Annotated in this window: 22 protein-coding genes; 15 read left to right on the top strand and 7 right to left on the bottom strand. The window is 52.9% G+C overall.

Annotation, left to right across the window (positions count from 1 at the left end; genetic code table 11):
• Positions 1–208 precede the first annotated feature (208 nt).
• The 9 genes from F3J37_RS16075 to F3J37_RS16035 all read left to right on the top strand — a co-directional run bounded on the left by F3J37_RS16075 (position 209) and on the right by F3J37_RS16035 (position 10,309).
• Complete coding sequence (locus F3J37_RS16075; protein ID WP_034829841.1) at positions 209–418, top strand: hypothetical protein; 210 nt, start codon at positions 209–211, stop codon at positions 416–418.
• Positions 419–724: 306 nt separating this feature from the next.
• Complete coding sequence (locus F3J37_RS16070; RefSeq protein WP_166934390.1) at positions 725–1,489, top strand: prepilin peptidase; 765 nt, start codon at positions 725–727, stop codon at positions 1,487–1,489.
• A 215-nt stretch (positions 1,490–1,704) separates the two neighbouring features.
• The gene (locus F3J37_RS16065; RefSeq protein WP_034829839.1) at positions 1,705–3,087 is read left to right on the top strand and encodes a diaminobutyrate--2-oxoglutarate transaminase; all 1,383 of its coding nucleotides are present in this window, start codon (positions 1,705–1,707) and stop codon (positions 3,085–3,087) included.
• A gap of 12 nt (positions 3,088–3,099) precedes the next feature.
• Positions 3,100–4,566 carry a pyridoxal phosphate-dependent decarboxylase family protein gene (locus F3J37_RS16060; protein WP_166934388.1) on the top strand — a complete coding sequence of 489 codons (1,467 nt, stop codon included), beginning with the start codon at positions 3,100–3,102 and terminating at the stop codon, positions 4,564–4,566.
• Positions 4,567–4,964: 398 nt separating this feature from the next.
• Complete coding sequence (locus tag F3J37_RS16055; protein WP_166934386.1) at positions 4,965–6,458, top strand: purine-cytosine permease family protein; 1,494 nt, start codon at positions 4,965–4,967, stop codon at positions 6,456–6,458.
• The gene (locus tag F3J37_RS16050) at positions 6,458–8,164 is read left to right on the top strand and encodes a nitrilase-related carbon-nitrogen hydrolase (protein WP_166934385.1); all 1,707 of its coding nucleotides are present in this window, start codon (positions 6,458–6,460) and stop codon (positions 8,162–8,164) included. The genes F3J37_RS16055 and F3J37_RS16050 overlap by 1 nt, the downstream gene beginning before the upstream one ends.
• A gap of 140 nt (positions 8,165–8,304) precedes the next feature.
• Complete coding sequence (locus F3J37_RS16045; protein ID WP_166934383.1) at positions 8,305–9,459, top strand: transporter substrate-binding domain-containing protein; 1,155 nt, start codon at positions 8,305–8,307, stop codon at positions 9,457–9,459.
• Entirely contained in the window at positions 9,456–10,070 is a 615-nt protein-coding gene (locus F3J37_RS16040; protein ID WP_166934381.1) for an ANTAR domain-containing response regulator, read from the top strand. Before F3J37_RS16045 ends, F3J37_RS16040 begins: the two co-directional genes overlap by 4 nt.
• A gap of 38 nt (positions 10,071–10,108) precedes the next feature.
• Positions 10,109–10,309: a hypothetical protein gene (locus F3J37_RS16035; protein ID WP_166934379.1), complete on the top strand. Its 201-nt coding sequence runs from the start codon at positions 10,109–10,111 to the stop codon at positions 10,307–10,309.
• A gap of 35 nt (positions 10,310–10,344) precedes the next feature.
• Here the strand turns inward: F3J37_RS16035 and F3J37_RS16030 are convergent, their stop codons facing one another.
• Complete coding sequence (locus tag F3J37_RS16030; protein ID WP_034829836.1) at positions 10,345–10,737, bottom strand: RidA family protein; 393 nt, start codon at positions 10,735–10,737, stop codon at positions 10,345–10,347.
• A 129-nt stretch (positions 10,738–10,866) separates the two neighbouring features.
• Here F3J37_RS16030 and F3J37_RS16025 point away from each other — a divergent pair, with 129 nt between their 5' ends.
• Entirely contained in the window at positions 10,867–11,475 is a 609-nt protein-coding gene (locus F3J37_RS16025) for a TetR/AcrR family transcriptional regulator (protein ID WP_166934377.1), read from the top strand.
• Here the strand turns inward: F3J37_RS16025 and F3J37_RS16020 are convergent.
• Positions 11,450–12,367 (bottom strand): LysR substrate-binding domain-containing protein, encoded by a 918-nt coding sequence (locus F3J37_RS16020; RefSeq protein WP_166934375.1) that lies wholly within the window; start codon positions 12,365–12,367, stop codon positions 11,450–11,452. The two genes, F3J37_RS16025 and F3J37_RS16020, sit on opposite strands and share 26 nt — an antisense overlap.
• Positions 12,368–12,464: 97 nt before the next feature.
• On the opposite strand from F3J37_RS16020, the gene F3J37_RS16015 reads away from it, so the two are divergent.
• On the top strand, positions 12,465–13,328 hold the full coding sequence (locus F3J37_RS16015; RefSeq protein ID WP_166934373.1) for an aldo/keto reductase family oxidoreductase: 864 nt from the start codon (positions 12,465–12,467) through the stop codon (positions 13,326–13,328).
• Positions 13,329–13,377: 49 nt separating this feature from the next.
• Here F3J37_RS16015 and pdxR read toward each other — a convergent pair whose 3' ends face one another.
• Positions 13,378–14,871, bottom strand: coding sequence for a MocR-like pyridoxine biosynthesis transcription factor PdxR (gene pdxR, locus F3J37_RS16010; RefSeq protein WP_205298962.1), 1,494 nt, complete (start codon positions 14,869–14,871; stop codon positions 13,378–13,380).
• A 108-nt stretch (positions 14,872–14,979) separates the two neighbouring features.
• On the opposite strand from pdxR, the gene gabT reads away from it, so the two are divergent.
• Both gabT and gabP read left to right on the top strand, forming a co-directional pair.
• Complete coding sequence (gene gabT, locus F3J37_RS16005; RefSeq protein WP_166934371.1) at positions 14,980–16,242, top strand: 4-aminobutyrate--2-oxoglutarate transaminase; 1,263 nt, start codon at positions 14,980–14,982, stop codon at positions 16,240–16,242.
• Positions 16,243–16,338: 96 nt separating this feature from the next.
• Complete coding sequence (gabP, locus tag F3J37_RS16000) at positions 16,339–17,733, top strand: GABA permease (RefSeq protein WP_034829828.1); 1,395 nt, start codon at positions 16,339–16,341, stop codon at positions 17,731–17,733.
• A gap of 35 nt (positions 17,734–17,768) precedes the next feature.
• On the opposite strand, the gene F3J37_RS15995 is transcribed toward gabP, so the two are convergent.
• Entirely contained in the window at positions 17,769–18,095 is a 327-nt protein-coding gene (locus F3J37_RS15995) for a hypothetical protein (RefSeq protein WP_166934369.1), read from the bottom strand.
• 138 nt (positions 18,096–18,233) lie between these two features.
• On the opposite strand from F3J37_RS15995, the gene F3J37_RS15990 reads away from it, so the two are divergent.
• A complete protein-coding gene (locus tag F3J37_RS15990) occupies positions 18,234–19,571 on the top strand; it encodes a glycoside hydrolase family 10-like protein (RefSeq protein WP_166934367.1) in 1,338 nt (445 codons plus the stop codon).
• An 83-nt stretch (positions 19,572–19,654) separates the two neighbouring features.
• Here F3J37_RS15990 and F3J37_RS15985 read toward each other — a convergent pair whose 3' ends face one another.
• Positions 19,655–21,511 (bottom strand): putative phage tail protein, encoded by a 1,857-nt coding sequence (locus tag F3J37_RS15985; RefSeq protein ID WP_166934365.1) that lies wholly within the window; start codon positions 21,509–21,511, stop codon positions 19,655–19,657.
• A 343-nt stretch (positions 21,512–21,854) separates the two neighbouring features.
• On the bottom strand, positions 21,855–23,825 hold the full coding sequence (locus tag F3J37_RS15980; protein ID WP_166934363.1) for an autotransporter outer membrane beta-barrel domain-containing protein: 1,971 nt from the start codon (positions 23,823–23,825) through the stop codon (positions 21,855–21,857).
• Between the two features lie 331 nt (positions 23,826–24,156).
• Between F3J37_RS15980 and F3J37_RS15975 the strand changes: the two genes are divergently transcribed.
• Entirely contained in the window at positions 24,157–24,531 is a 375-nt protein-coding gene (locus tag F3J37_RS15975; protein ID WP_166934361.1) for a hypothetical protein, read from the top strand.
• A gap of 40 nt (positions 24,532–24,571) precedes the next feature.
• Here the strand turns inward: F3J37_RS15975 and F3J37_RS15970 are convergent, their stop codons facing one another.
• The gene (locus F3J37_RS15970; protein ID WP_166934359.1) at positions 24,572–25,474 is read right to left on the bottom strand and encodes a LysR family transcriptional regulator; all 903 of its coding nucleotides are present in this window, start codon (positions 25,472–25,474) and stop codon (positions 24,572–24,574) included.
• Positions 25,475–25,502 lie beyond the last annotated feature (28 nt).

The raw sequence follows: 25,502 nt of genomic DNA, 5'->3' as shown, positions 1-25,502 counted from the left end.
CACCAAAGTTTCATCAAGATGACTAAATACGTGAAACATTTCATTTGCTGCTTTTCTGAACACCAAAAATTGAAATCTGAAGATGAAGGAAAAATGACAATTAAACAGTGTGTTAGCAAAGTCGCAGCGCTGTTCTTAAGGTTAAGCTAAGCTTCAAACCATACTCTATGTCGGGATATTGGCGTTGAAACGATTGGAGGGGATGAAGATGAACACCGGAGCTGACAGACTGGCGCAGGCCGCCCTGCGTCGCCATCATATTGGGGTGAAAACAAAAGGGTTACGTTTCCGCGGAGACCTCTATGTCTTCCGCTACAATGCGGGTCACTATGACGTGTTCCTCAATAATGACCGTGTGATGTCCCTGGCGACCAGCAATGTGCAGGAAGCTATCCAGATGTTCAAACAGCAGTCATGATGCATGGGTTGCTGTTAGCATGGTAAGCTGTGCGCCTTGCGCTAAACGCATCCCTCATCGCCACGGACGCCGTCCCATTTCCACTGCTCTGCACCACCTGTTTATCTGCTGAAAAGTTTTTGGCACACCTCCTCCCAACGGGGAAGCGGTAACGGGTCAGTCACGATCGGCATATGCTCCTCATCGCCTGAACACCGATCGTGAAATGCGATGTAAAACACCGTAATTCCCCTTTGATACTCGCCTCCTTCGCGCTTCAGGCGTAGGTTTCTTTTCGATATAACCGGAAAGGAACAAGAGGTCAACATGGAGTGGATATTGTGGTTGCTGGCAACGGTGATAGCCTTGAGCATCGGTAGCTTTATTAATGTCGTTATTTATCGCGTACCTCTGCAGCTTTTACAGCCCGGCAATAGCGTGGATTTACGGCAACCGGCTTCACACTGTCCGGTTTGCAAAAAATGTTTGCGCTGGCGAGACAATATCCCGTTAGTGAGTTGGCTGTTACTACGCGGTCGGTGTCATTTTTGCCGTTGTGCTATCAGCCTGCGCTATCCGTTAACAGAAACTGCCTGTGCAACAATCAGCCTGGTATTTGTCGCGATCCTCCCGGTTGATAAATCATTGCTCGCCTTACTTATGCTGTTTTGGCTACTGCTGACCGTCGCGATCATCGATTACGAGCATTATTTGTTGCCAGATGTAATCACCCTGCCATTGCTATGGCTTGGGCTATTATTAAAAGCAGGCGAATGGCTACCAGGCTCACTCCATGATGCCGTCTTTGGTGCGGTGGGGGGTTACGGCGCGCTTTGGCTAATCCGCTATATGTATCAATATTTTAGCGGGAGACTGGCATTGGGTTTGGGAGACGCAAAGTTAGTGGCAGCATTAGGCGCGTGGTTGGGTTGGGCAATCTTACCCTATGTACTGTTACTGGCTTGTAGCGGGGCAATTTGTGCGCTGTTTATCGCCAAAATGGGCTGGCAACGTGACCTTAATCAACCCCTTGCTTTTGGTCCCTGGATTGCTCTGGCGGGCATAAGTCTTTTTATTAACACGATTATTTAATAACCACTTCATCTGCTGGCGCTAAAATAGCCGGCCAATTAGTGGCCAACGCCCTGATTCCTATATGAAAAGAATAAACAAATCTAAACAAAATAAATCATTGTGATGTACGTCAAAAGGCTCTATATTGGCCGCGTTTTTTAAACCACTGATACTTTTTTGTTCAACTAGTCAATCGGCCAGCCATCACGAGCCCCGGTTGAAGGAGAGATATGATGACGGATAAAGTCCGTATTGATAATTTTGGTGCCAACGCATTCAATGGAAACAACGACGCTTTCTTAGCCCGTCAGGCTGAGTTTGAATCAAACGTCAGGAGCTACCCGCGCAAGTTGCCTTTAGCGATTGCCAAAGCCAACGGCGTGTGGATCACAGATGTCGAGAATAAACAATATCTTGACTGCCTGGCTGGCGCAGGGACGCTGGCACTTGGTCATAACCATCCTGATGTTCTGCAGAGCATCCAAAATGTCATTACCAGCGGCTTGCCGTTACATACTCTTGATCTGACGACACCTCTGAAAGATCAATTCTCAGAATCTCTGCTCTCGCTGCTGCCTGGCCAGGGTAAAGAATATTGCCTGCAGTTCACCGGTCCTTCCGGTGCGGATGCGGTTGAAGCAGCACTGAAGCTGGCGAAGAAAGTCACTGGCCGTAGCGGCGTGATCAGCTTCTCTGGTGGTTACCATGGTATGACTCATGGTGCGCTGGCTGTGACTGGCAACCTGTCACCGAAAGAAGCCGTTAACGGCATGATGCCAGAAGTGCAGTTTATGCCTTACCCGCATCTGTACCGTTGCCCACTGGGTCTCGGCGGTGAAGCGGGTGTGAAAGCCCTGACTTACTACTTCGAAAACCTGATCAACGACGTGGAAAGCGGCGTGCGCAAGCCTGCAGCCGTTATCCTGGAAGCTGTTCAGGGTGAAGGCGGTGTGAACCCTGCTCCGGTCGAGTGGCTGCAGCGCATCCGTAAAGTCACTCAGGAACACGGTATTCTGCTGATTCTTGATGAAGTTCAGGCAGGCTTTGCCCGTACCGGCAAATTCTTTGCCTTCGAACACGCTGGCATTGAGCCAGACATCATCGTGATGTCTAAAGCTGTGGGCGGTGGTCTGCCACTGGCTGTTCTGGGTATCAAAAAGCAGTTCGACGCCTGGTCTCCTGGCCACCACACCGGCACCTTCCGCGGCAACCAGCTGGCGATGGCAACCGGTCTGGCCACCCTGAAAGTCCTGACCGAGCAGAACATCGCCGGTAAAGTGGCTGAACAAGGTGAATGGCTGAAAGCACAGCTGGCTGAGATGCAGAAACGCTTCCCGGTTATCGGCCACATCCGCGGTCTGGGCATGATGATCGGTATCGAGATCGTTAAACCAAACGAAGCGGCTGACCATATGGGTAGCCTGCCGGCTGATGGTGAACTCTCAGCACTGCTGCAGAAGAAATGCTTCGAAGCAGGTCTGATTCTGGAGCGTGGCGGTCGTCACGGTGCAGTACTGCGTCTGTTGCCGTCACTGCTGATCACCAACGAAGAGCTGGCGATTTTCCTGGATAAATTTGAGCAGGCGCTGATTGGCGCTGGCGTCAAACCTGTTTGATTGGAAGAGTAAATGTCTGAAGTAAACCCGATTCTGGCCGCCTCTGCACAGAGCATTGAGGCGTACCAGCAGGCGATTGCCCAAAGCAGCGCCGCGGTTGTGCAGTGGCTGCAACAGCCTGAGATGTATCAAGGCAAAAGCGTTGCCGAACTGCGCGAGCGTATCACGCTCGACTTCAATCCAAACGGCCTGGGTAACCAGGCCGCGATTGAACGCGCGATTGAGTATTTCCTGAAAGACAGCCTGTCAGTGCACCACCCACAATGTGTGGCGCACTTGCACTGCCCTAGCCTGGTCGTTAGCCAGGCTGCCGAAGTGTTGATCAACGCCACCAACCAGAGTATGGACTCATGGGATCAGAGCCCTTCTGCCACCATCATTGAGCTCAAACTGATCGAATGGTTGCGTGCACAGGTGGGTTATCCAGCAGGCGATGCTGGCGTGTTCACCAGTGGTGGCACCCAAAGCAACCTGATGGGTCTGATGCTGGCGCGTGATGCGTTCTATCAGCGTCAAGGTCATTCAGTGCAGTTGGACGGCATCACTGGCGATCTGCGTAAGATCAAAGTGTTGTGTTCTGAGAACGCGCACTTCTCGGTACAGAAAAACATGGCGCTGCTTGGCCACGGCTACAATTCTGTGGTGCAGGTGAAGTCTGATCAGTTCGCACGCATGGACGTTAATGACCTGAAAGCCAAACTGGCACAGGCCGAAGCCAATGGCGAGCAGATTCTGGCGATTGTCGCGACGGCTGGTACTACCGATGCGGGTGCGATTGATCCACTTCGCGAAATCGCGGGCATCGCGGCTGAGCACAACATTTGGATGCATGTCGATGCAGCCTGGGGCGGTGCACTGCTGCTGTCTGAAAAATATCGTGACTACCTGGACGGCCTGGAGTTAGTGGATTCGGTGACTCTCGACTTCCACAAACAGTATTTCCAGACCATCAGCTGTGGCGCATTCCTGTTGAAAGACGAGCGTCACTACGAGCTGATGCGTTATCAGGCGGCTTACCTGAACTCTGAGTTCGATGAAGAAGCCGGTGTTCCTAACCTGGTTTCAAAATCTCTGCAGACCACGCGTCGTTTCGATGCATTGAAACTGTGGATGGGTCTTGAAGCGCTGGGCCAGAAACAGTATGCCGCGATCATCGACCACGGTGTGACGCTGGCACAGGAAGTGGCGAAGTTTGTTGCGACAGAACCACGCCTTGAGCTGGTGATGCAGCCACAACTGGCAAGCGTGCTGTTCCGCTATCGTCCAGAGCAACTGACCGATATCGCGCAGATTGCTCTGTTCAACCAGCGCATCGGCGACGCCTTACTGGATTCAGGCCGTGCTAACGTTGGCGTGACTGAAAACCAGGGCGTTACCTGCCTGAAACTGACGCTGCTGAACCCAACCGTGACGCTGGAAGACATCAAAGTCTTGCTGGCGCTGGTGGAGAAAACCGCGAATCAGTTGCTGAACGCGTAATTTCGCTATGTTCGATAAAGCCGGTGACTGGAAACAGTCATCGGCTTTTTTATTGCCTGCCGATTGCCCAGCCCGTTCATTTTTGCTCACTCATCCCTCTCGAATAACAACCCATTTGGTTGATTGGCAGATAACGTTAGCACGATCAATGACGGTGCAAGTTGCACCGTCATAAGGCTCGTTCACGTGGAAAACTGCCTATCAGGTGTTGAAACACTCTCATTTACCCTCTGGCACGGTAATTGCTTATTACTGTCTACCGCATCCTGCATGTCAGGAACAGGCGCCGAAGTCTGGTAAGCGGTTTGTGGCACTCTGCCACTCCAATACATCGAATTCAGGCGAAGAAGCCCCACCGGCAATGCTGTCGGCGGGGCTTTTTTTATTGGAGTAAAATTATGAGCAAGTTAAAAGCGTGGTTTCAGGGACCTCAAGACATCACCGAAGCGGAAGCCGTGGAAGATTATGCCGTTGGGCGTGTTCCCTCCCACTATCGCTGGCCGATCCCGGCCATCATTTTAGTGTTACTGGGAAACTCGACCGCCATGTTTTGGTTCAGCCTCGGCGCGGATATGAGCTATCAGGTCGGCTGGCCGCTGCTGCTGTTACCTATCGCCTATATGGTGGTGTTTGCCACCATAATCGGTTCCTGCATTATGAAAATGGCCAGTAAAGAGGGCCTGTCGCTCAATCTGATGACGCGAGGCCTGGGCTTCGGATATATGGGGTCGGCTTTTACCTCGCTAATCTATGCCATCAACTTCATCTTTTACTTCTTGTTCGAAGGCACCATCGTGTCGCATGCCATTGCGAACTACGCGGGCGTCCCGGTTAACTCCTTCACGGGCATTGCGATTTTTGCATTAATGGGATTGGCGGCAATCTGGTTTGTGTGGAAAGGCATGTCGTCAATGCAGTTCCTGCAAACCTGGGGCGTGCCGATCTTCATCTTGCTGTTCGGTTTCTGCATCTGGCAACTCACGCACCATTATCCGTCTGTGGGCTTCAGTGGCTGGCAGCCTAAAGCGGAAGTCGACAGCAATGCGCTGTGGCTGGTGATGAACATGGCCAATGGACAGATTGTGTTTCAGGGCCTGATGGCCACCGATTATGGCCGCTTCGCTCGTCCTGGTATCAGCCATAAAGGCACGGCGACCATTATGCTGGGGATGCTGATTCCGATTGTGGTGGTGATGCTGTTCGGCGCCTTTATGGCCTATACCCTGATGCCACACATTCAGGGAGAGGATGTCTGGTCACTGGCATTAGATCCAGGCTTCGTCTTCCCGCTGATTATTGGGCTGACCGGCGTGCTGTTTGCTGTGATTACACAGATTCGTATTAACGTGCTGAACCTCTACTCCGGATCCATCGCATTGTCGAATACCATGGATATGGCGTTTAACTATCGTCCAGGCCGTCAATGGTGGATGCTGCTGGTCTGGCTGCTCGGCGTGTTGTTCTACGTCTGCAACATTCTGCAGTACACCGGCACTTTCCTGTCGATTACCGGCATTCTGACCAATACCTGGGTGTTCATTATCCTCGCTGACTACTATGTGTGCCGCAGAGTGCTGCACCTTGCGCCGTCAGATTTTGTCGAGTTCCGCAAAGAGTATCTGCGGATGTGGAACCCCAGCGGCGTCATCGCCCTTTGCGTTGCGGTAGCCATCGGTGCTGCGGGCGTACTCGGTGTTTATCCTATGGTTTACGCGTCGTTTATCGCCATGCTGGTAGGTCCGGTGCTGCACGTTGCAATCAGCGTCGCCACACGCGGTCGCTATTACTTCAAGACGTTCCCGCAAGACATGCAGACCGAGTGGAAACCGTCTGACGTTTATCAGGGGCCAAAGCCCGTTCTCAATCCAATGCTGAGCAAGGAGGCCGAATAATGAACGTTAACGTTGCCACAATTCAGTTTGAACCCACGCAGTTTCGTAAAGAAGAAAACGTCGCGCGTCTGCTGCAACTTGCCAGCCAGGCGGCCCGTGATGGCGCCCGTTTGATTGTCATGCCAGAAATGGCCACCACCGGCTATTGCTGGCAGGATCGTGCGGAAGTTGCGCCCTTTGTAGAAACGGCTGATGGCGCGACCAGTCAGGCTTTTGCCGCTATCGCGCGTGAGTACCATTGTTATTTGGTGTTTGGCATGCCAGAGCGCGACTCTGTCACAGACATCTATTACAACAGTGCTGTTTTAGTCGGCCCGCAAGGTGTGATTGGCGTTCATCGCAAAACCCACCCATATATTTCTGAACCCAAGTGGGCCGCCAACGGTGATGCCGGGCATCAGGTCTTTGCTACTGAAATCGGCAACATCGCCCTCCTGATTTGTATGGACATCCACTTTATCGAAACGGCTCGCCTGGCGGCGTTGGGTGGTGCGCAAATTATCTGTCATATCAGTAACTGGCTGGCCGAACGGACACCCGCACCCTACTGGTTAAATCGCGGCTGGGAAAATGGCTGCGCCCTGATTGAGAGTAACCGTTGGGGCTGGGAGCGTGGCGTACAGTTTAGTGGCGGCAGTTGCATCGTTGACCAGAACGGCATCATTCTGGCCAGCTGTGATGGTGGCGATGGGGTGATAGCGGCCGAGTTAACGCTGTCTGTTGAGAATCCTTCACTGCGCAAACGACGTCCTGAGCTGTATCAGCGCCTGATGACCAACACCTTTGTGTGGAATCCACAGGATTTCTTCGGCTTGTACGGCGGCGATCCCCTGCCTGTCGCCAAAGATTCACGTATCGCTGTAGCGCAGTTTCATCCGGCCAGTGACATCTCCGAAAATCTGCTGATGATTCGTCATTGGGCGGAGCAGGCCAAAGCACGCGGTGCTGAACTGCTGATTTTGCCAGAGCGAGCGTTGACGGGCGGTGAAGGCAGAAACAATGCGCTTGCGATTAACGATGAGCCGATTCAGTGCCTGTTAAAACTGGCGATTGAGCTGGATATCGCGTTGTTAACTGGATTTGCCGAGTGCGAAGGTCAGCAATTTTATAACAGTGCGCTGCTGGTAAGCAGCGCGGGGTTGAACGCGCACTATCGACAAATTCACCTCAGCGAAAACGATAAGCAATGGGCCAGTGCAGGCAATCAATGGGTGACCTGCGATCTACCCTGTGGACGCGTGGGAATTCTGCTGGGTGAAGATTTGCTGGTACCAGAGGCAGCACGCATTCTGGCACTGGAAGGGTGCGACATCATCGCCTGTCCCGCCCTGCTCAACACGCCGATCCCGCTGGCGCATACGGGGACGGAGATCCCGCACGCCTGGCCGATTCCGCGCGGTGCCGACCCGTATCACTGGCTATTACCTCGCGTACGCGCGGGCGAGAACAATGTCTGGCTGGCCTTTGCCAACTGGACGCCAGCGACCGGCATGAGTTTTGGGCTGAGCGGTGTGTTCGGCCCGGATACGTTTGCGTTTCCACGTACCGAAATCAAAGTGCCGGGCACGGATGGCTTGGCGGTGCTGGATGTGACTACCGGGTCAGCGGAAACCGCATATCCTAATCATGTAGTGAGGCGAAAGGATCTGGTATTGATGCGCCAGCCGCACTATTACACCCCACTGGTCATGCCGTCCAGTCAGTAAACACAAGGAGCGGCCTGTTATGACTGTCGTGGTCTTCAACGGTGCAACAGTCGCTCTTATTAAAGCTGATGTATGTCGTTATGTTCTGGCGGCCACCCTGCCGCCAGAACAGGAAAGACGTTTAATCACCAGGAGACTCTATGTCTGCCACACCCCCGCCAAAGAGTGTCATTCCGATTGGCATCCTTTACTCCGTATCCGGCGATTATGCCGTGATCGGCCGCGAAATGCTCAACGGCATCCTGCTGGCGATTGAAGAGATCAACGCCAACCCTGATTATCACTTCACCCTCGCGCCAGTGGTGCGTGACCCTGGCGGTTCGCTGGATAAATATTATGACGACTGCCACGACTTACTTTATCGCCACGGTGTACGTCATGTGATTGGTTGCTACACGTCAGCGGCCCGCAAAACCATTCTCCCGCTCATCGAATCTGCCAACGCTCTGCTGTGGCACTCCGCACGCTATGAAGGTTTTGAAAGCAGTAACAGCGTAATTTATCTGGGGGCGACGCCCAATCAGCATGTGTTGCCGCTTCTGAAGTGGCTGTTGCAGCAGCAGGATGTCGCGATGTATCACGTGGGGTCGAATTACGTCTGGTCATGGGAGATGGATCGCATCACGCGTGAAGCGGTCATCCCGGCTGGTGGCGAAGTATTAGCCAGCAAGTTACTGCCGCTCGGTGAAGAGAATGTCGATGAGCTGATTACCGATATTATCGCGCAGCGGCCCAGGGTGCTACTCAACACCATGGTGGGAAAAAGTGCGTACAGTTTCTACCGTGCCTGGCATCGGGCCAGCCAACAGCAGCCCTGGCTCAACGACGTCTTAAAGTTAAGCCTGACGCTGTGCGAGCCGGAAGTGAACATGATTGGCGCAGAAGCTCTTGAAGGATATCTGGTCTCAGCGAGTTGGTTTCAGTCCATCGACAGTGCCGCCAACCACGATTTTTTACGCTGCTACCGCCAGCGTTTTGGCGAAGACGTGTCCCCCTCCGTTGACAGCCAAAGTGCCTGGTTGGCGGGACACCTGCTGGCGCGCGCTATCAACCGTCAAGGTGATGATGACGTTGAGGCCGTGCGTGCTGCCGTGCTTAAAGATGAGATGGATTCCCCCGCCGGACCGATCCGAATTGATGCCGATAATAATCACAGCTGGCTGACGCCGCATCTGGCGCGCTGTCATGATGGCAAGCTAGAAAGTTTTTGGCAGGCACCACAACCGGTAAAGCCTGACCCCTGGTTAGCCTGGACCGATTTCGATAATCTGAATCAGGATGGAGAGCGCACATGAGCCGAAAAAACGTGCAAATGCGCGGACTCAAAGTGTGCGTGATGGGCTGTGCGGATCGTGATAATCATCACCTGGAGCAACAATTTTCCCGTATGGGCATTCGGGGAGAATTTTTCCCGGCCTTCCCAGATGAAGAGCAGCTCGTCGGGCAACAGTTACTGGTGTTCGATGGCGACAACCCAGCGCTGTTTCATCCCACCAACAAATTGCCCTGGCCGCCCTTACCTAAAATTGCGCTCACCGCGATGGAAACACCTTCGCGACTGCAGTGGATCACTGAGCAGAAAATTGACAGCTATATGCGTAAACCGGTGCGCTTCGACGGCGTGATGACTGCCTTCACGCTGGCGCTTGAGAGTGCAGCGCGTTTTGCCCAACTGGAACAACAACTTAAGCGTCAGGAGGAACGTCTGCGCGCGCGCAGGTACCTGTTCTCCGCGCAAATACAGGTGATGCAAGCGTTTCAGTTAGGGGAAGATGATGCTTACAACCTGCTACGTCTTGCGGCCATGGCGCAGCATATGACGATTGAGAATCTCAGCTGCGAATTTTTGAACAACAAAACATCCTGGCTAAATCTGCTTAAAGCACTAGCATTTGAAAAACGCTAACGTTGTATTTTCACAAATTGGGAAGAGTGTGAAATAGAATGAAAATTGTGATTTTTCTGACGATGTTAATCGCTGGCCTATTGCTTATACCCGATAGTCTGGTCGGCCAATCAGTGAGCGCACACGGAGATGGTGAAGCCGCGATGGATCAATACGATTTCACCCTACTGCTGATTAAGGCAGCCATTTCTGCACTCATTGCCCTGGCAGTATTGCAGATTGTTCGCCGGGTGCGCTGATTCAACAGACACACCTCCCTGTGCGGCACGCTGAACTATTGAGGAATTCGCGCGATCACCTTGATTTCAAAATCAAACCCCGCCAACCAGTTTACCCCCACTGCCGTCCAGTTTGGGTACGGCGCTTCACCAAAATGCCGTAAACGTACCTCATTCACGATGGCAAATTGGTTTTCAGGATCGGTATGAAAACTGGTGACATCCACCACATCACCCAGCGTACATCCCGCTGCTTTCAGCACAGCCTGCAGGTTTTCAAACGCCAGATTGACCTGACCTGCAAAGTCAGGTTCCGCAGAGCCGTCCTCCCGACTTCCTACCTGCCCCGAAACAAATAACAGGTCTCCGGAACGTATTGCGGCAGAATATTGGTTAATTTCATACAGCGCCTGACGTCCCGCTGGAAAAATGGCATTACGTTTGTTCATAATCGCACTCCTGATGGAAAAAAGGGTGAAACCGGGTAGCTAAGCCGGTTATCGCTTTTACATACGCCGCGTATGTATTAATATGGATAACATACGCAGCGTATGTCAATGCAAATTTTTGGAGTTGCTATGGCAGCCAAACGGCGAACAGAACAGGTAGAAGAAACGCGGGCAAAATTGATTGAGGCTGCTCGAAGGGCCTTCGCAGAGAAAGGATATAACGCCGCATCAATGGATGATTTGACCGCTGAAGCAGGGCTGACGCGGGGAGCGCTTTATCACAATTTCGGCGATAAAAAGGGCCTATTACAAGCCGTTATCGACCAGATCGACGCAGAGATTTTGGTGCAGATGCATGCCGCTGGGCAGCAGTTTGAATCAAAGTGGCATGCCTTTCTGGCAGAAGCGATAACCTACATTGAGATGTCACTGGAGCCAGAGGTGCAACGCATCATGCTGCTTGATGGTCCCGCTGTGCTCGGCGATCCTTCACAGTGGCCCAATCAGACTGCCTGTCTGCGCACCACTGCAGACAGGCTCTCTGCGCTGATTGCAGAGGGCACGGTGAAGCCGATGGATACTGAAGCGGCCGCACATTTAGTCAATGGCGCCGCATTAAATGCCGCGCTGTGGATTGCCGCCTCCAGCGAACCGGTAGCTGCGCTTCCGCGCGCGGTTGATGCGTTTCGCGTATTGATGTCCGGACTGCTGGTTAACCCGCCTGCTGCTGCGCATTGAGTTCGCGCACATAGTCGAGGAAGGCTTGTAACGGTGCCGGGATCAGCCGGCGATCGTTATAGTAGAGCCACAGACCGGAAAATCTCTGCCACCACTCAGGTAAAATCGGCTGCAAACTACCGTCATTCAAGGCGGGTTTGATCCAGTCTTCGAACAAATAAACCACTCCCACGCCTGCAACAGCAGCAGAAACCGTGAGATCCATTGCCGCACCAATACTGCAAATCAATGGACCTTTCGGCTGTAAGCGCACGACCTCATCCCCATTTTCGAACTCCCAATCGGCAATGACACCCGTCGCGTAGCGACCATACAAGCAGCGGTGCTGCATTAAATCGCGGGGGTGTTGCGGCATGCCATGCTTTGCCAGATAGCCAGGCGCAGCGGCGGCAGCAAAACGTTGGCTGCGCGGACCAATTGGCAATGCCACCATATCCTGTTCAAGGTGGTCATCGTAACGAATGCCGGCATCACAGCCATCGCGGAAAATATCCTGCACGTTGCTCTCCGCCACGACCTCCAACTGAATGTCGGGATAGCGCTCAAGGAAGCCGGGCACGATGGAGGGCAGCACCAACCGGGCAGCGCTAACGGGGACATTCAAACGCAGTGTCCCTCCCGGCGTATTACGAAAATTATTCAGTGCATCCAGAGCAGCATCAACTTCGTTCATCGCTGGCATCAAGCGCGACATTAACGCTCTGCCCGCTTCGGTGAGCACCACGGTGCGTGTGGTGCGGTTAAATAACCGAACGCCTAGTTGTTCTTCCGCTCGTCTTACGGCGTCACTTAAACGAGAAGGATTACTGCCGGTCATCCGAGCCGCTTCACGAAATCCGCCCGCTTTTGCCACGGCCACCACCGCATGGAGCAGTGCAATATCCAATGCCATTGTTCGCCCTTCCGTACACTGTGTCCCGATTTATGCGGATAGTTGCACAGCAGTCTGTCGATTACAATCTGTACACACATCGACGAAGGAGGTTTCCATGTCTCACAACGTAAAGACTTATACTTTGGGTGATCGTCAGGTTAAACGCCTCGGTTATGGTGCCATGCAACTCGCAGGCAAAGGCGTGTTTGGCCCGCCAGCTGATGAGAATCGGGCATTACAGGTGCTACGTGATGCGGTGGCTGCTGGCGTGAATCATATCGATACCAGCGACTTTTACGGTCCGCACATTACTAATCAACTGATTAAAAAAGCCCTGCATCCCTATTCCGACGATCTGGTGATCGTCACTAAAGTCGGTGCACGTCGTGATGCGAAAGGAGGCTGGTTGCCCGCTTTCTCGCCCGATGAATTGACCCAGGCGGTAGAAGACAATCTGCGTCATCTTGGTCTGGAGGTGATGGAAATCGTGAATCTGCGTTCGATGCTCGACGTGCACGCACCCGCAGAAGGCTCACTGGAACCGCAGGTCGAAGCGATGATCAAGCTTAAAGAGCGCGGACTGGTTAAGCATATTGGTCTGAGCAACGTAACGGCCAAACAAGTGGAAGATGCGCAGAAAATGACGCCCATCGCCTGTGTGCAGAATCTCTACAATCTGGCAAATCGCCAGGATGAAGCGTTGGTCGATCAACTGGCTGCGCAGGGTATTCCTTATGTGCCGTTCTTCCCACTGGGTGGTTTCTCACCGCTGCAATCCGAGCAGCTTACCGCCGTGGCCGAAGAGTTGAATGCCACTACATTGCAGGTTGCCCTGGCCTGGTTACTTCAGCGTTCGCCAAACATTCTGTTGATTCCTGGCACATCATCACCAGAACATCTCCAGCAGAATCTCGCCAGTGGCGATCTGGTGTTGAGTGCTGATGTCGTGCAACGTTTAAACGGTATCGCTCAGTCCTGAATGACGCGGCCCTCGGGCCGCCCATCATTATGATTGCAGGCACACACGCCTATGAACGCGATAAAATCTCGCTCTCCACCAGACATGCCTTTAGTACGCCAAATGCATCCTGACACTGACGCTCATCCACGCAGGCATAACCCAGCAGCAAGCCCCGTCGCTCTTGCTGGTGCATGTAATATTGCGACAACGGTCTAACCTTCACACCGCGCCGCAGCGCCAGTGCAGCAATCGCCACATCATCACATCCAGCCGGTAAATTCACCACCAGATGCAAGCCCGCTTCATGATTGACGCGCGGCATAAAATCAGCGCCAAGATAACGCTCAATCAGACCCGCTAAAAAGCGACGACGCTGGCTGTAGAGTTTGCGCATACGGCGGATATGCGCCATGTAATGCCCTTTCTGGATAAATTCCGCCAGCGCCCGCTGCACCAGCAGATGCCCGCCACGATAGAGTTCCGCCGCCGCAACGCGCAAAGGTTGAGCCAGCGCTTTTGGCACCACCAGATAACCCAGTCGCAGTGCTGGATAGAGCGTTTTGCTGAACGTGCCCATGTAAATCACCGGTGCATCGGGCTCAAAACCTTGCAGCGAGGGAAATGGCTGCCCCGCGAAGCGAAACTCACTGTCGTAGTCATCCTCTATCAACCAGGTTTTATGTTTGCTGGCTAAATCCAGCAACTGCTTACGTCTTTCAAGGCTGAGATGAACGCCCAATGGATATTGGTGTGACGGTGTCACAAATATCACTTTGGGTGCCCGCGCTCGCGAAGGTAAATCAGGAATAATGCCCTGATCATCGACCGGCATGGCCTGGATTTTCAGACCGTTAATGCGTAACAGGTTTCTCGTGCCCCAATAGCCTGGCTCTTCAATCCACGCGGTATCACCGGGATCGCAAAGTACGCGCGTGACTAGATCAACCGCCTGATGGATGCCTTCGGTGATGATGATTTGATCCGCATCCGCACGCACCGATCGGGCCACGCTGAGATACTCCGCCAGCGCCTGTCGTAATTGCGGACAGCCGCCATTGTTGCTGTAAATCAGCCGTTCAATATCAGGTTCGCGATTTAATCGCGCCTGAATCTGGCTAAAAAGTTTATGCGGAAACTGCGTCACGTCCGGTGCGCCTGGTACAAACGCGCCCCATTGATAAGGCGAGGCGTTGGCATGGCCTAACAGCGATGCACCGCGTTTAGAAATCGCCGCCGTTTTCGCGCTCAGCGGCAGCGTCAGGTCATCGCCGCGCGGGCTGTTTAAACACCCTTCAGGCAGCGTTTCGGCGATCCAGGTTCCGCTGCCAGTGCGCGCGGTAACATAGCCCTGTGACATCAAATTTTCATAAACGTTAAGTACGGTATTACGTGACACCGATAATTCCCGTGCCATGTCGCGCGTGGCCGGTAATCGCGTGGCGCGTGGAAAAATCCCCTCAACAATCGCCGCCTGCATACACGCCAACAGACGCTGCTGCAACGTTCCTTCCGGCATAAACTGCAAACGTTCTAATACATGATCGGCGTACAAACTCCGCAATTGGCTCCATCCTTTTCTGTAAAAGTGGCTCTGGCAACAAACCTTAGCGCAGGGATAAATAAGCGTGTTTGTCGTGATTTGTAAAGACGCTTATCGCTAGGAAAGGTTATGGAAGGTAAAAACAGCCAGCTGCAGCAACGCAAAGATGACGCACTCCCACGTGGCACCGGTAATCTTTGCCAGTGGTATGTCGATCAGGCAGAGAATGCGACGTTGCGTGACGTTGAAGGCAACAGCTGGATTGATTTCGCTGGTGGTATCGCGGTGCTCAACACCGGCCACCGTCATCCGCGCATCGTGAAAGCCATCGCGGAACAGTTAGAAAAATTCACCCATACCGCGTTCCAGGTGACGCCTTACGAGAGCTATGTCAGCCTGGCAGAGCGCATCAACAGCGTGGTGCCCATAGCCGGTAAAGCCAAAACCGCCTTTTTCTCAACCGGTGCTGAAGCGGTTGAGAATGCCGTTAAAGTTGCGCGCGCCGCCACACGCCGTCACGGCATTATCACCTTCGGTAACGCGTTCCATGGTCGTACGTTTATGACGATGGCGATGACCGGCAAAGTGGCCCCCTATAAGCGTGACTTCGGCCCGATGCCCGCTTCCGTGTGGCACGCTCGTTATCCCAACAGCGTGGCCGGTATTAGCATTGATGATGCGATGGCGAGCCTGCAAGACATCTTCACTCAGGACATCGCGCCGCAAGACGTCGCGGCCATTGTGCTGGAGCCAGTACAAGGCGAAGGCGGTTTCCACATCGCCCCTGCTGAGTTCTTCGTTCGCCTGCGCCAGCTGGCCGATCAACACGGCATTCTGCTGATTGCCGACGAAGTGCAAACCGGCTTTGGTCGTACTGGCAAGCTGTTTGCCATGGACCATTACACCGTTAAACCAGACCTCATCACCATGGCGAAAAGCCTGGCGGGTGGCATGCCGTTGTCTGCGGTGAGTGGTCGCGCAGAGATCATGGATGCGCCTGGACCTGGTGGATTGGGTGGCACTTACGCCGGAAACCCGCTGGCGATTGCCGCCGCGCATGCGGTGCTGGACATTATTGCCGAAGAACAACTGTGTGACCGCTCAGTAAAGCTGGGCGCACAACTGGTCGAATTCCTCAATGAAGCACGTCGCCACTGCTCCGCGATCACCGACATTCGTGCATTGGGTTCAATGGTCGCGGTGGAGTTTGCCGAGGCGCAAACCGCTCAGGCCATCCAGCAACACGCCATGGCGCGCGGTTTACTGTTGTTGACCTGTGGTCCGCAGGGCAACGTGATTCGCTTCCTCTATCCGCTCACTATTCCGGATGCGCAATTCAGCCAGGCGCTGGAGATTCTCAGCCATGTGCTGAGCGCGCACCAGGATTCGTAGGCCCCCAGCTTAGCCAGCCCGTATGCGGGCTGGTCATCCACCTGCTGCAGCCAGGCTGTGTCAAATCACAGCCCGAGAGACAATCTGGAGAAAACAATGAGTTCACAGAATGCCGATGCGCTTGCGCAAGGCTTAAAGCCGCGTCATGTCCGCATGTTATCCATTGCCGGTGTGATAGGTGCCGGACTGTTTGTCGGTTCCGGTCATGCTATCGCCGAAGCAGGCCCCGCCGTGTTACTGGCCTACATCGCAGCCGGTGCGCTGGTGGTGCTGATTATGCGAATGTTAGCGGAAATGGCCGTCGCCTCACCGGACTCCGGCTCTTTCTCCACCTATGCAGATAAATCACTGGGACGCTGGGCTGGATTTACCATTGGCTGGCTCTACTGGTGGTTTTGGGTGCTGGTCATTCCGCTTGAAGCCAATGCCGCAGGCACGATATTGCACAGTTGGTTCCCGCAGATTGCCGTGTGGGAATATACCCTGGCGATCACCACGTTTCTGACGGTCAGCAACCTGTTCAGCGTCAAGAATTACGGTGAGTTCGAATTCTGGTTTGCTTTGTTGAAAGTGGTCGCCATAGTCGCCTTCCTGATTGTTGGCAGTCTGGCTATCTTTGGCCTGATGCCGGGTAGTAGCACGCAAGGCATTTCTCACCTCTATGACACGCACGGCTTTATGCCAAACGGCATCGGTGCCGTACTGGCTGCCATTCTGACCACCATGTTCTCCTTTATGGGAACGGAAATCGTCACCATCGCGGCAGCGGAATCACGTGAACCGAAAAAGCAGATAACGCAGGCCACCAACTCCGTGATCTGGCGTATTGCGCTGTTTTATTTGCTGTCGATCTTCATTGTTATCGCGCTGGTGCCGTGGAATACCCCATCGCTGATGAAAGCCGGTTCGTATCAAACGGCGATGGAGATGATGAATATTCCTTATGCACGGCAAATCGTCGATGTAGTGGTGTTGATCGCGGTGTGCAGCTGTCTTAACTCTGCGCTCTATACGGCTTCACGCATGCTGTATTCGCTTTCTCGACGTCAGGATGCCCCTGCCGCTGCATCAAAAACCACGCGCAGCGGTACGCCCTGGGTTGCAGTCATCGCCTCAACTGCCGCTGCATTTCTCGCGGTGATCGCCAATTATCTGGCACCCGCAGCGGTATTTGAGTTCCTGCTAGCCAGTTCCGGCGCGATTGCGTTACTGGTTTACCTGGTGATAGCGGCCTCGCATCTGGTGTTGCGCAAAAAGCGCGAGGCACGGGGTGAGATCTTAAGTTATCGCATGTGGCTGTTCCCAGGCTTAACCTGGGCAACCATGGTGTTCATCGTGGGAGTGTTGGTCTCAATGCTGTTTATGCCGGCGCATCGCTCTGAGATCATTGCCACCGGTCTACTCACGTTGGCGGTGTTGATCACCAGCCGCATCGTGCATCGTAAGCGCGCTTTGCGCGAGCGCGAGGCGTTAGTGGCAGTGCGATCATAATGCCAGAAATTTCCGGGCTGGGAGGCCCGGAAGCCTTACTCATATTGCACGTCGATACTGATCGACTCTTCCGGCACGTTAATCACCACAACGCATTTATTCCACACCGGCTTCCCTTCGGTCATATCGTGCTCAACGAAGTAGTGTTGGAAATCTTTCAATGCTTCAGTTAAATCACCAATTGCCTGTGCATCTGGTTCAAACCAGTCTGGCTCGCCGTTTTCATCCAGATAATCGAACTGGTATTTACCGCCCTCGTCATCGGCAAACAGTTCAGCTTTTACGATTAATTCACGTGCACCTTGCGGTCCACAGCTGAAAACAATCATCGCGATGCGGCGGTAAAGGTCTTCATAGGTCATAGCAGTGTATTCCTGTTTTTGGTGAGTTCCCGTGGGCAGCGTTCGTCATGGATGGCATAACAACGTTACCGAGGGCTCTTATTGACTTTAAGGCTGATGAGAAGAGAATGAGGCTCTTCGAACAGTAAATTGAAAGAAATGGAGTTTATCATAGCCTGTTCCGCGCGTTTTCCCCGTATAACTACCGTGAATAAAATGGCCACGCTATTGGCTGCACTGCTTTTAGCCAGCTGCAGTTCCGAGCCGCCTAAATCACTGGTCACCCCGTTCCCGACAGTGACACCGAAACCGCATCCTGTTCAGCCCGTTGCCAGCGCAGAACCGGTGCGTGGTGTGTGGCTCACCACGGTGTCGCGCCTTGACTGGCCGCCCATTGCCTCGGTGAATGCCAGCCCGGCAAATCGCATCAGCCAGCAACAAAAGGCGCTGACCGATAAGCTGGATAAACTTAAAAGTCTCGGTATTAATACCGTCTTCTTCCAGGTGAAACCTGACGGCACGGCACTGTGGCGTTCTAAAATCTTACCCTGGTCAGATATGATGACCGGGAAGATTGGGGAAGATCCCGGTTACGATCCGCTGCAGTTTATGCTGGATGAAGCACACAATCGCGGTATCAAAGTGCATGCGTGGTTTAACCCTTATCGCGTTTCTACCAATGTGAAACCCTCGACGGTGGCAGAACTCAACAACACACTCTCCCTGCATCCAGCCAGCGTTTTTGTGCTCCATCGTGACTGGATCCGCACCGCAGGTGATCGCTTTGTGCTGGACCCAGGCATTCCTGATGCCCGCGACTGGATTACCAGCATCGTGGCGGAGGTGGTTGCAAATTATGATATCGATGGCGTGCAGTTTGATGACTATTTCTATGCGGAATCACCCGGCTCAACGCTGAATGACAGCGCCACCTTCCGCCAGTATGGTCAGGGATATGCCTCAAAAGCGGACTGGCGACGTCACAATACTCAGCAGCTGATTGAACAAGTGTCCCGCACCATTAAGCAGTTAAAACCGCATGTCGAATTCGGCGTCAGCCCCGCTGGTGTGTGGCGCAACGTATCCCACGATCCCGCAGGCTCAGACACGCGCGGCGCGGCGGCCTACGACGAAGCTTACGCCGATACACGCAAATGGGTGCAGATGGGCCTGTTAGATTACATCGCGCCACAGATCTACTGGCCATTTTCACGCCAGGCTGCACGTTATGATGTGCTCGCGAACTGGTGGGCCAATGTAGTCAAACCCACGCACACCAGGCTCTATATAGGTGTAGCGCTGTATAAAGTCGGTGAAACCTCCAAAATGGAGCCAGATTGGACCATTAATGGTGGCGTGCCGGAACTGAAAAAACAGCTCGACCTTAATGACTCTGTGCCACAAATTAACGGCACTATTCTGTTCCGCGAAAACTACCTTAATCAACCGCAAACTCAGCAGGCGGTGAATTATTTACGCAGCCGTTGGGGAAGTTAATTTCTACAGCAACTTACAACCGATTTTTCCGGTATATCACGAAGCTGAAAACTACGCCAGCAACAGACGTTGCTGGCTGCTCTTTAGATATACGGCTCTGTTGCACTATTTAAAGGAATACTCCATTCGTTGCCATTCACCCGGACTTTCAAATAACGCCGGGTACGCCATTTTCCCGGTTCGTACTCTTCAGGCTGACCAGTAATAACCGTTCCATTTAACAGCAATTCCTGGTCGTTGTTGTAGCCGATCCCCACTTTTTCATTGCCAATCCAGTGCTGTTCGAAAGCCACAACAGGGGCTGCATCGAACTTTTGCGCATCGGCTTCAGAGCAGGCGGTATAGCTTTTGCGGAAGATAAAACATAATCCCGCCTTGTAGCGATCTTTACCATTGGTTTCCACCAGCGCGGTGGCAAATCCAGTGAATTGCGCCAATTTAACGTAGAGCTTCGTGCGGGTGGCACCGCCTTCAATGTGCACTTTCGTCACCGGGCATGAGCCTTCGCCATACCAGCTGCCAATGGTATTGGCATTGTTGCGCGCCTGGAGGTAAATATTGGCGACTCCTTCTGGCGTTCGTCCAGAGTACTGAGTTTGCGTGGCGCTTTGCGATAATATTTGCGATGTCCCCACCACACGCACGTGTATCTGAGTCCCTTCATCGGAGAAATTAAATTCGCCAATGTAGAACCATTTCTCTTTATCGCTACGGTTATCCATATGGTGTTGCGAGGTAATATAATCATAGTTTAGCGAGCCCTGAATGATGGCACCCCAATCCGATATTTCCATCAGCCCACGATCACCTTCCGCCAGCAGTGACCAGGGTTCGATACCTTCGGTGCTGTAATCAAACCCGGCGCTTTGGTTATGAATACTTTTCTGAATGATCAACGCGCGGCAATAGCCCAATTTTAACGGATTAGTCGTTGATTCAATCGCCAGCCCCTCAATCACCCACTGGCCATTGGTTAAATCCCCGGCGAATTCTGAATGTTCAATCCAGCCATTACGAATAAAGGATTGGGTGCAGCGCGGTAAATCCAACACCGGCTTTAGGGTATTTTCTTGCAAATTGAAGTTGGATAATTCAATGGCCGTGCTGTGGTCCCAGGCACCGGCTGCACGATCGGACCAGCGCGCATACACAATGCTGTCCTGACAGCCTCTTGAATAAAACTGATCAATCTTACAATCCAGCGTATCGATCAGATCCAGTGCTCGTCCGCCCAGATAGCGAAACTCCATACTGCTCACGCGCAGAAACTGCCCGCCAGTAATAATGTTGGCGTAAAAACCGACTTTATTAAATGCGGTACCGCCGTCTCCGCCGTTATTTGAACTCATGCCTTTCACTACAATGCCCGAAATCTCTGCATAGCGCGCATTCACTTTAAAAAAATGGAGCCCTCGTGGCTGGGTCTCCCAATTGAAAACCAACGTGGTTGTCGGAAAGTAGCCAAAATTGACATTGGCACCCGAGACTTTAAAACGGTTGATCTCTTTATCTGAGATGTCGAAAGTTGACATGCTAAACACCCCGGCCGTAAAGCGGATGCCCGCTGCAGGCAGCACGCGCTGCGACCAGGTAAACATGCGTCTTACGGCCGTAATACAATCGGTCTTGCCATCGGCAATCGCACCAAAATCCAGCACCGTGACAGTGCTGTAGTCCTGTATGACACGCTTCCAGCGCTTTTTGCCGGCAGTGATAAAAACAATCCCACCATCGTCTTCACTGGTGGTGTCGGTAGAGTCATAAACAAACACCCCTCCGCCCATTTTGCTGCCTTTGGTGTACTCCAGCACCGAAGCGATTTCCCCGGCGGATGTCGGTTCAGTAGCACGTAATTCATCAATGGTTTTTAACTGCACAACGGTACCCGTTGCGGCGTTGACGGCATTTTGCGGCGAGGTGTTATTGGACGTACTTACCATGGTGGACCCCTTAAATATTAAGAGAAAATAACTGCACCCATGGAGTATAAGTAGCTGATAGTTAATATGTTGATGCGGACCAGCTTAATCAGAGGAATTCAATAGCAGACAAGAACAGGTGACGAATCAAGATGATGATTGATGGAATAAAGCGTAACGGCAACGCCGAATTTTACAGAATAATCGCAGTCCATTTCTGGCTTGAATCGGTAGCAAAAACATTATTTTCTGGGACAGATTCTAAGTTGATACCTTAAGCCACTTACTGATTCATTCGCTTATCAGTGCAACAACAGTAAAGAAATCCTTGCGCCAGCAAAGGCTTTCTTGCTGGCGCAGCAGATCAAAACGTCGCGTTTACCCCGACGTTCCAGGTCACCTGATGGTCATCGCTGTGACTGGCGACGGTGGACACGCCAGCAAAGGCATTGACCGTATCGCCTAATGGCACGTTAGCGCCGACCGCCACATCCAGCCAGTTTTTATCACCCGCTTCAACCGTGCGTTCAAACGAGGTTTGGGTGGATTTCAAACCCGCGCGTACGGTGGCATCCGTGTCACCAAACTGATGGTTATAACTCACCTGCGCCCAGGGATTGATCACCCACTCCCGGCTATCAATACGCCAGCCGACTGAACCTATCTGCGAATGAAGTGTTTGGTCCGAATAACGCATTGAAGTACTGGTGTTGCCATTTTCCTGATAGCCACCCACGCGACCATAATCCAACGCATAGCTGACTACCGGGCCGGTCGTGATATGGTTCCCCAAGGGTAAATCCCAGCCGGTTTGTACCCGCATGCCCAGTAATTTACCGCTGCTGTTGCCTTGTTCAGTCCGGGTGGCAGGGCCGATGTTGATGTTACGCTCGATACTGTCGAAATCGAGATCGGCATAATGGAGATCGGCATTGATCCAGCCTTGATCGAACAAGGTGAGCTGACTGTAAAGCGCCACCAGATTACCGCGCAGCTTGTAGTCATAGTTTGATGAGGGATCCATGCGCTGATTGCTGTTTGAGAACAACAAACCCGTTTGCCAGTTATCGGTCAATTGATAGCCGATCCCCAACGTCAGATTAGTGGTGTTTGCATCACCGTCGCTCCAGTCATCACCTTGATAATCGACGTGCTGCCCGGCATAGCCACCAATCACCGTGAACTGTCCCGCGCTGGCCGGTTGCTGGCGCTGCTGTTGCAAATGACCATCCAGCGTATTGTGCATGTCGCGCGCCATCAGCAGCGTGGATTGCGACAGTGCCGCGACCTGCGCAGGGGCATCAAGAATCGATTGAATATAATCTGCCAGCATAGCGTGCACTGCCGGGCTGGGATGCAGGCGATCGGCAAACAGATAATCTTGTGCGCTGCTAAAACCGGCATCAGAGGAGTGGCATTCATCTGCTGAGGTACCCACCGGACAGGCAATGCCGATGGTGTTAGTCAAACCATAACGTACGGGGTTCGCCACCACCTCACTAAACAGTCCTGCAATATCTACCCGAACGATATTGCCCTTCAGCGCTGCTAGCTGGGCTTCTTCCTGCTGGTTGTAGCCATCAGAAAGTGCGGTGACCTGCGTACTAAGTGTTTGCCAGGCGTCGTACAGTTGTTGTGCCAACACATCGCGTACCGCAGGGATACCCGAAATTTGCCCGGCGGCGGCTGTAAAGGCCTCTTTCACCGCCTGTTGACGGGCGGCAACATCCGGTGTTTCAGCGTTATCGAGCGACTGAAAAGCCGCGACCATGGCTGATGTTCCAAACGTACTCAAGACGATCTGCACCATATAAGGCGTCAGCCCCAATTGCGGAACATTGGGCACGATGACCGCTCCCGCGCCCGCATCCAGTAGCGTTTTGACCTGGGAAGCCGCAGAAATTGCGCTGTTGCTAATAGTTTCACGTGCGGTGAGCGGATTGGTGACGGCGGCGGCAATATCATTTGCACCGACCCAATGAATGTACAAGCCGTTGCTGTCAGCGCTTCCACCGGTGGATTGCAGATAGGTCGCCAGCTGGTCCTGGGTGTTCAAATCAGGATCCAAAGCAGATACCGCAACAGCACCACCTTGGGCATAGTTACTGCCGCCTAAATCGGAAGGCAGTAGATTTTCACCCAGATGCGCAGCCAAAATTTCATCGTACAGCGGATGCTGCGCGCCGTCGGCGGTAAAACGCCCAACATTGCCACCGTCGCTCAGGCTATCACCAAAAACCGTTAAGCTGTCCCACGCCTCAGCGTCAGGTGTTGCCAGCAGGGTACTTATGGTCGCTATCGCGACAAGGGAAAGTGCGGATTTGCGTTTTTTCATCATCCACTCCGTGATGAGTCAGACGCTTTGTGCCTGACGCGTAAAAGATGTGACTTGCGCATGACACCGCAGCAACACAAGTCAATAAGGTCGCATCAAGGATGCGAAAAGGACGTTAAGGAGATAACAAGGACGTTTAAGGTGTAGTCAGTCAGGGAAGGTAATACCAGTTTGCATACATAAGATTACTGCAAGTATTTTTAGGAATTTAACCTCGCTCACACTACCGCACGTCTCTCATGAAGGAAGGACTGATCTATAGTTATGGGGTTGCCGGGCAAGGATCCGGCAACCGCAATTTGCGCCACATCTCTGGATATGGAGTCAGTAAATGAGTGATTGTAAAGAGCAGCATCACCAACATCATGACCATCAACATGGTGCGCACTGTGGTCATACCGCGATTCGCCATGAAGGACATATCGATTACTTGCACGACGGCCATCTTCTTCATCCACACGGAGATCATGTTGATGAACATGTATTACCGGTGAATGCGCACAATCCCGATCAATGCACGCCAGACCACCATTGCAGTGGTCATGAACCGGGACATGTTCATGGGCCGGGATGTGGGCATGAAGCCGTACCGCATGGCGACCATGTGGACTACCTGGTTGATGGGCATCTGCATCATCCACACGGTGATCATTGCGATAACCATGGGCCGGTTAAGATTGTAGAATCCGCTAAGTCGCTGCCCTGATGCTATCCTCAGAGCCGTGGTGCGCCACTCACGGCTCTCATCAGGAAGAGCATGCTCCGTACTGCAGCCACAGCCGTTGCAATTTAACCACCACATCATTGACGACCTGGTGCCTTCTCGCTCCCGGCGCCCACAATGCCACCAGAGTAATATTGAGTCCCTGATGGCCCACCTCAGTTGGCAAAACTTGCACCTGATGCCATTCCTGCGCCTGAAAATGCGTCGGTAGAAATCCCCAACCTTGCCCCTGCTCCATCAGAGACTGCAACATGGTTCGCTCGTTCACAAACAGTGACTGTCCCGAAATTTGCAGACGGTGCGTGATTTGTTCATCAGCATGCGCATGCATCACCAATTGCGGTTCCAGGGCGAGGTTTAGCAACGTCAGAGGTGAAGCTTGATGAGTGAACAATGCTGTCGCTGCATAAAAGTTCAGTTCAATGGCACCTAACGCGCTCCACTCCATCTCATTACCTAACGAACGATTCACTGCCTGACAAATTGCCAGGTCGGCCTTGCCCGATTTTAGGGCACTCTCAGCTTCGAAACGCGAGGCACACCAGAGACTTAATTGCACCTGCGCCCTGCTGCACTCACTGATGAATGCCTGCAAAAATAACTGCGGGACAAAAGGGTCATACACCAGCGTGATTTGCTGCATGCGCGACTCCGGCAAGGTCTGCGCGAAAGCTTCAAATGCATGTGCCTGACGTACCAGCAAATGCGCCTGACGATGTAACTGCTCCCCCCTGGATGTCAGCACCAATTTGCGCCCTTCACGCTCAAACAACGAGTAGCCAAGGGCATCCTCCAGGTAATCGATGAGATCGCGCACGGTGGTACGATCTTTCCTCAGTTTCTCTGCTGCACGGGAAACCGTGCCGAACTCTGCAATCGCCGCAAAGGCTTCAATTTGTGAAAAGGAATAGCGCAGCGCATTCATCTGAAATCCTATGTCTAACATTTGGGGG

Origin of the sequence: Candidatus Pantoea communis (genome assembly GCF_011752685.1) — a bacterium.
Lineage (GTDB): Bacteria > Pseudomonadota > Gammaproteobacteria > Enterobacterales > Enterobacteriaceae > Pantoea > Pantoea communis.
This window is presented reverse-complemented; position numbering and strand designations above follow the sequence as displayed.

Bases quoted from the DNA above. Each gene is read 5' to 3' on its own strand.
- F3J37_RS16075 (WP_034829841.1), top strand. From the start codon at position 209: ATGAACACCGGAGCTGACAGACTGGCGCAGGCCGCCCTGCGTCGCCAT.
- F3J37_RS16070 (WP_166934390.1), top strand. From the start codon at position 725: ATGGAGTGGATATTGTGGTTGCTGGCAACGGTGATAGCCTTGAGCATC.
- F3J37_RS16065 (WP_034829839.1), top strand. From the start codon at position 1,705: ATGACGGATAAAGTCCGTATTGATAATTTTGGTGCCAACGCATTCAAT.
- F3J37_RS16060 (WP_166934388.1), top strand. From the start codon at position 3,100: ATGTCTGAAGTAAACCCGATTCTGGCCGCCTCTGCACAGAGCATTGAG.
- F3J37_RS16055 (WP_166934386.1), top strand. From the start codon at position 4,965: ATGAGCAAGTTAAAAGCGTGGTTTCAGGGACCTCAAGACATCACCGAA.
- F3J37_RS16050 (WP_166934385.1), top strand. From the start codon at position 6,458: ATGAACGTTAACGTTGCCACAATTCAGTTTGAACCCACGCAGTTTCGT.
- F3J37_RS16045 (WP_166934383.1), top strand. From the start codon at position 8,305: ATGTCTGCCACACCCCCGCCAAAGAGTGTCATTCCGATTGGCATCCTT.
- F3J37_RS16040 (WP_166934381.1), top strand. From the start codon at position 9,456: ATGAGCCGAAAAAACGTGCAAATGCGCGGACTCAAAGTGTGCGTGATG.
- F3J37_RS16035 (WP_166934379.1), top strand. From the start codon at position 10,109: ATGAAAATTGTGATTTTTCTGACGATGTTAATCGCTGGCCTATTGCTT.
- F3J37_RS16030 (WP_034829836.1), bottom strand. From the start codon at position 10,737: ATGAACAAACGTAATGCCATTTTTCCAGCGGGACGTCAGGCGCTGTAT.
- F3J37_RS16025 (WP_166934377.1), top strand. From the start codon at position 10,867: ATGGCAGCCAAACGGCGAACAGAACAGGTAGAAGAAACGCGGGCAAAA.
- F3J37_RS16020 (WP_166934375.1), bottom strand. From the start codon at position 12,367: ATGGCATTGGATATTGCACTGCTCCATGCGGTGGTGGCCGTGGCAAAA.
- F3J37_RS16015 (WP_166934373.1), top strand. From the start codon at position 12,465: ATGTCTCACAACGTAAAGACTTATACTTTGGGTGATCGTCAGGTTAAA.
- gabT (WP_166934371.1), top strand. From the start codon at position 14,980: ATGGAAGGTAAAAACAGCCAGCTGCAGCAACGCAAAGATGACGCACTC.
- gabP (WP_034829828.1), top strand. From the start codon at position 16,339: ATGAGTTCACAGAATGCCGATGCGCTTGCGCAAGGCTTAAAGCCGCGT.
- F3J37_RS15995 (WP_166934369.1), bottom strand. From the start codon at position 18,095: ATGACCTATGAAGACCTTTACCGCCGCATCGCGATGATTGTTTTCAGC.
- F3J37_RS15990 (WP_166934367.1), top strand. From the start codon at position 18,234: ATGGAGTTTATCATAGCCTGTTCCGCGCGTTTTCCCCGTATAACTACC.
- F3J37_RS15985 (WP_166934365.1), bottom strand. From the start codon at position 21,511: ATGGTAAGTACGTCCAATAACACCTCGCCGCAAAATGCCGTCAACGCC.
- F3J37_RS15980 (WP_166934363.1), bottom strand. From the start codon at position 23,825: ATGAAAAAACGCAAATCCGCACTTTCCCTTGTCGCGATAGCGACCATA.
- F3J37_RS15975 (WP_166934361.1), top strand. From the start codon at position 24,157: ATGAGTGATTGTAAAGAGCAGCATCACCAACATCATGACCATCAACAT.
- F3J37_RS15970 (WP_166934359.1), bottom strand. From the start codon at position 25,474: ATGAATGCGCTGCGCTATTCCTTTTCACAAATTGAAGCCTTTGCGGCG.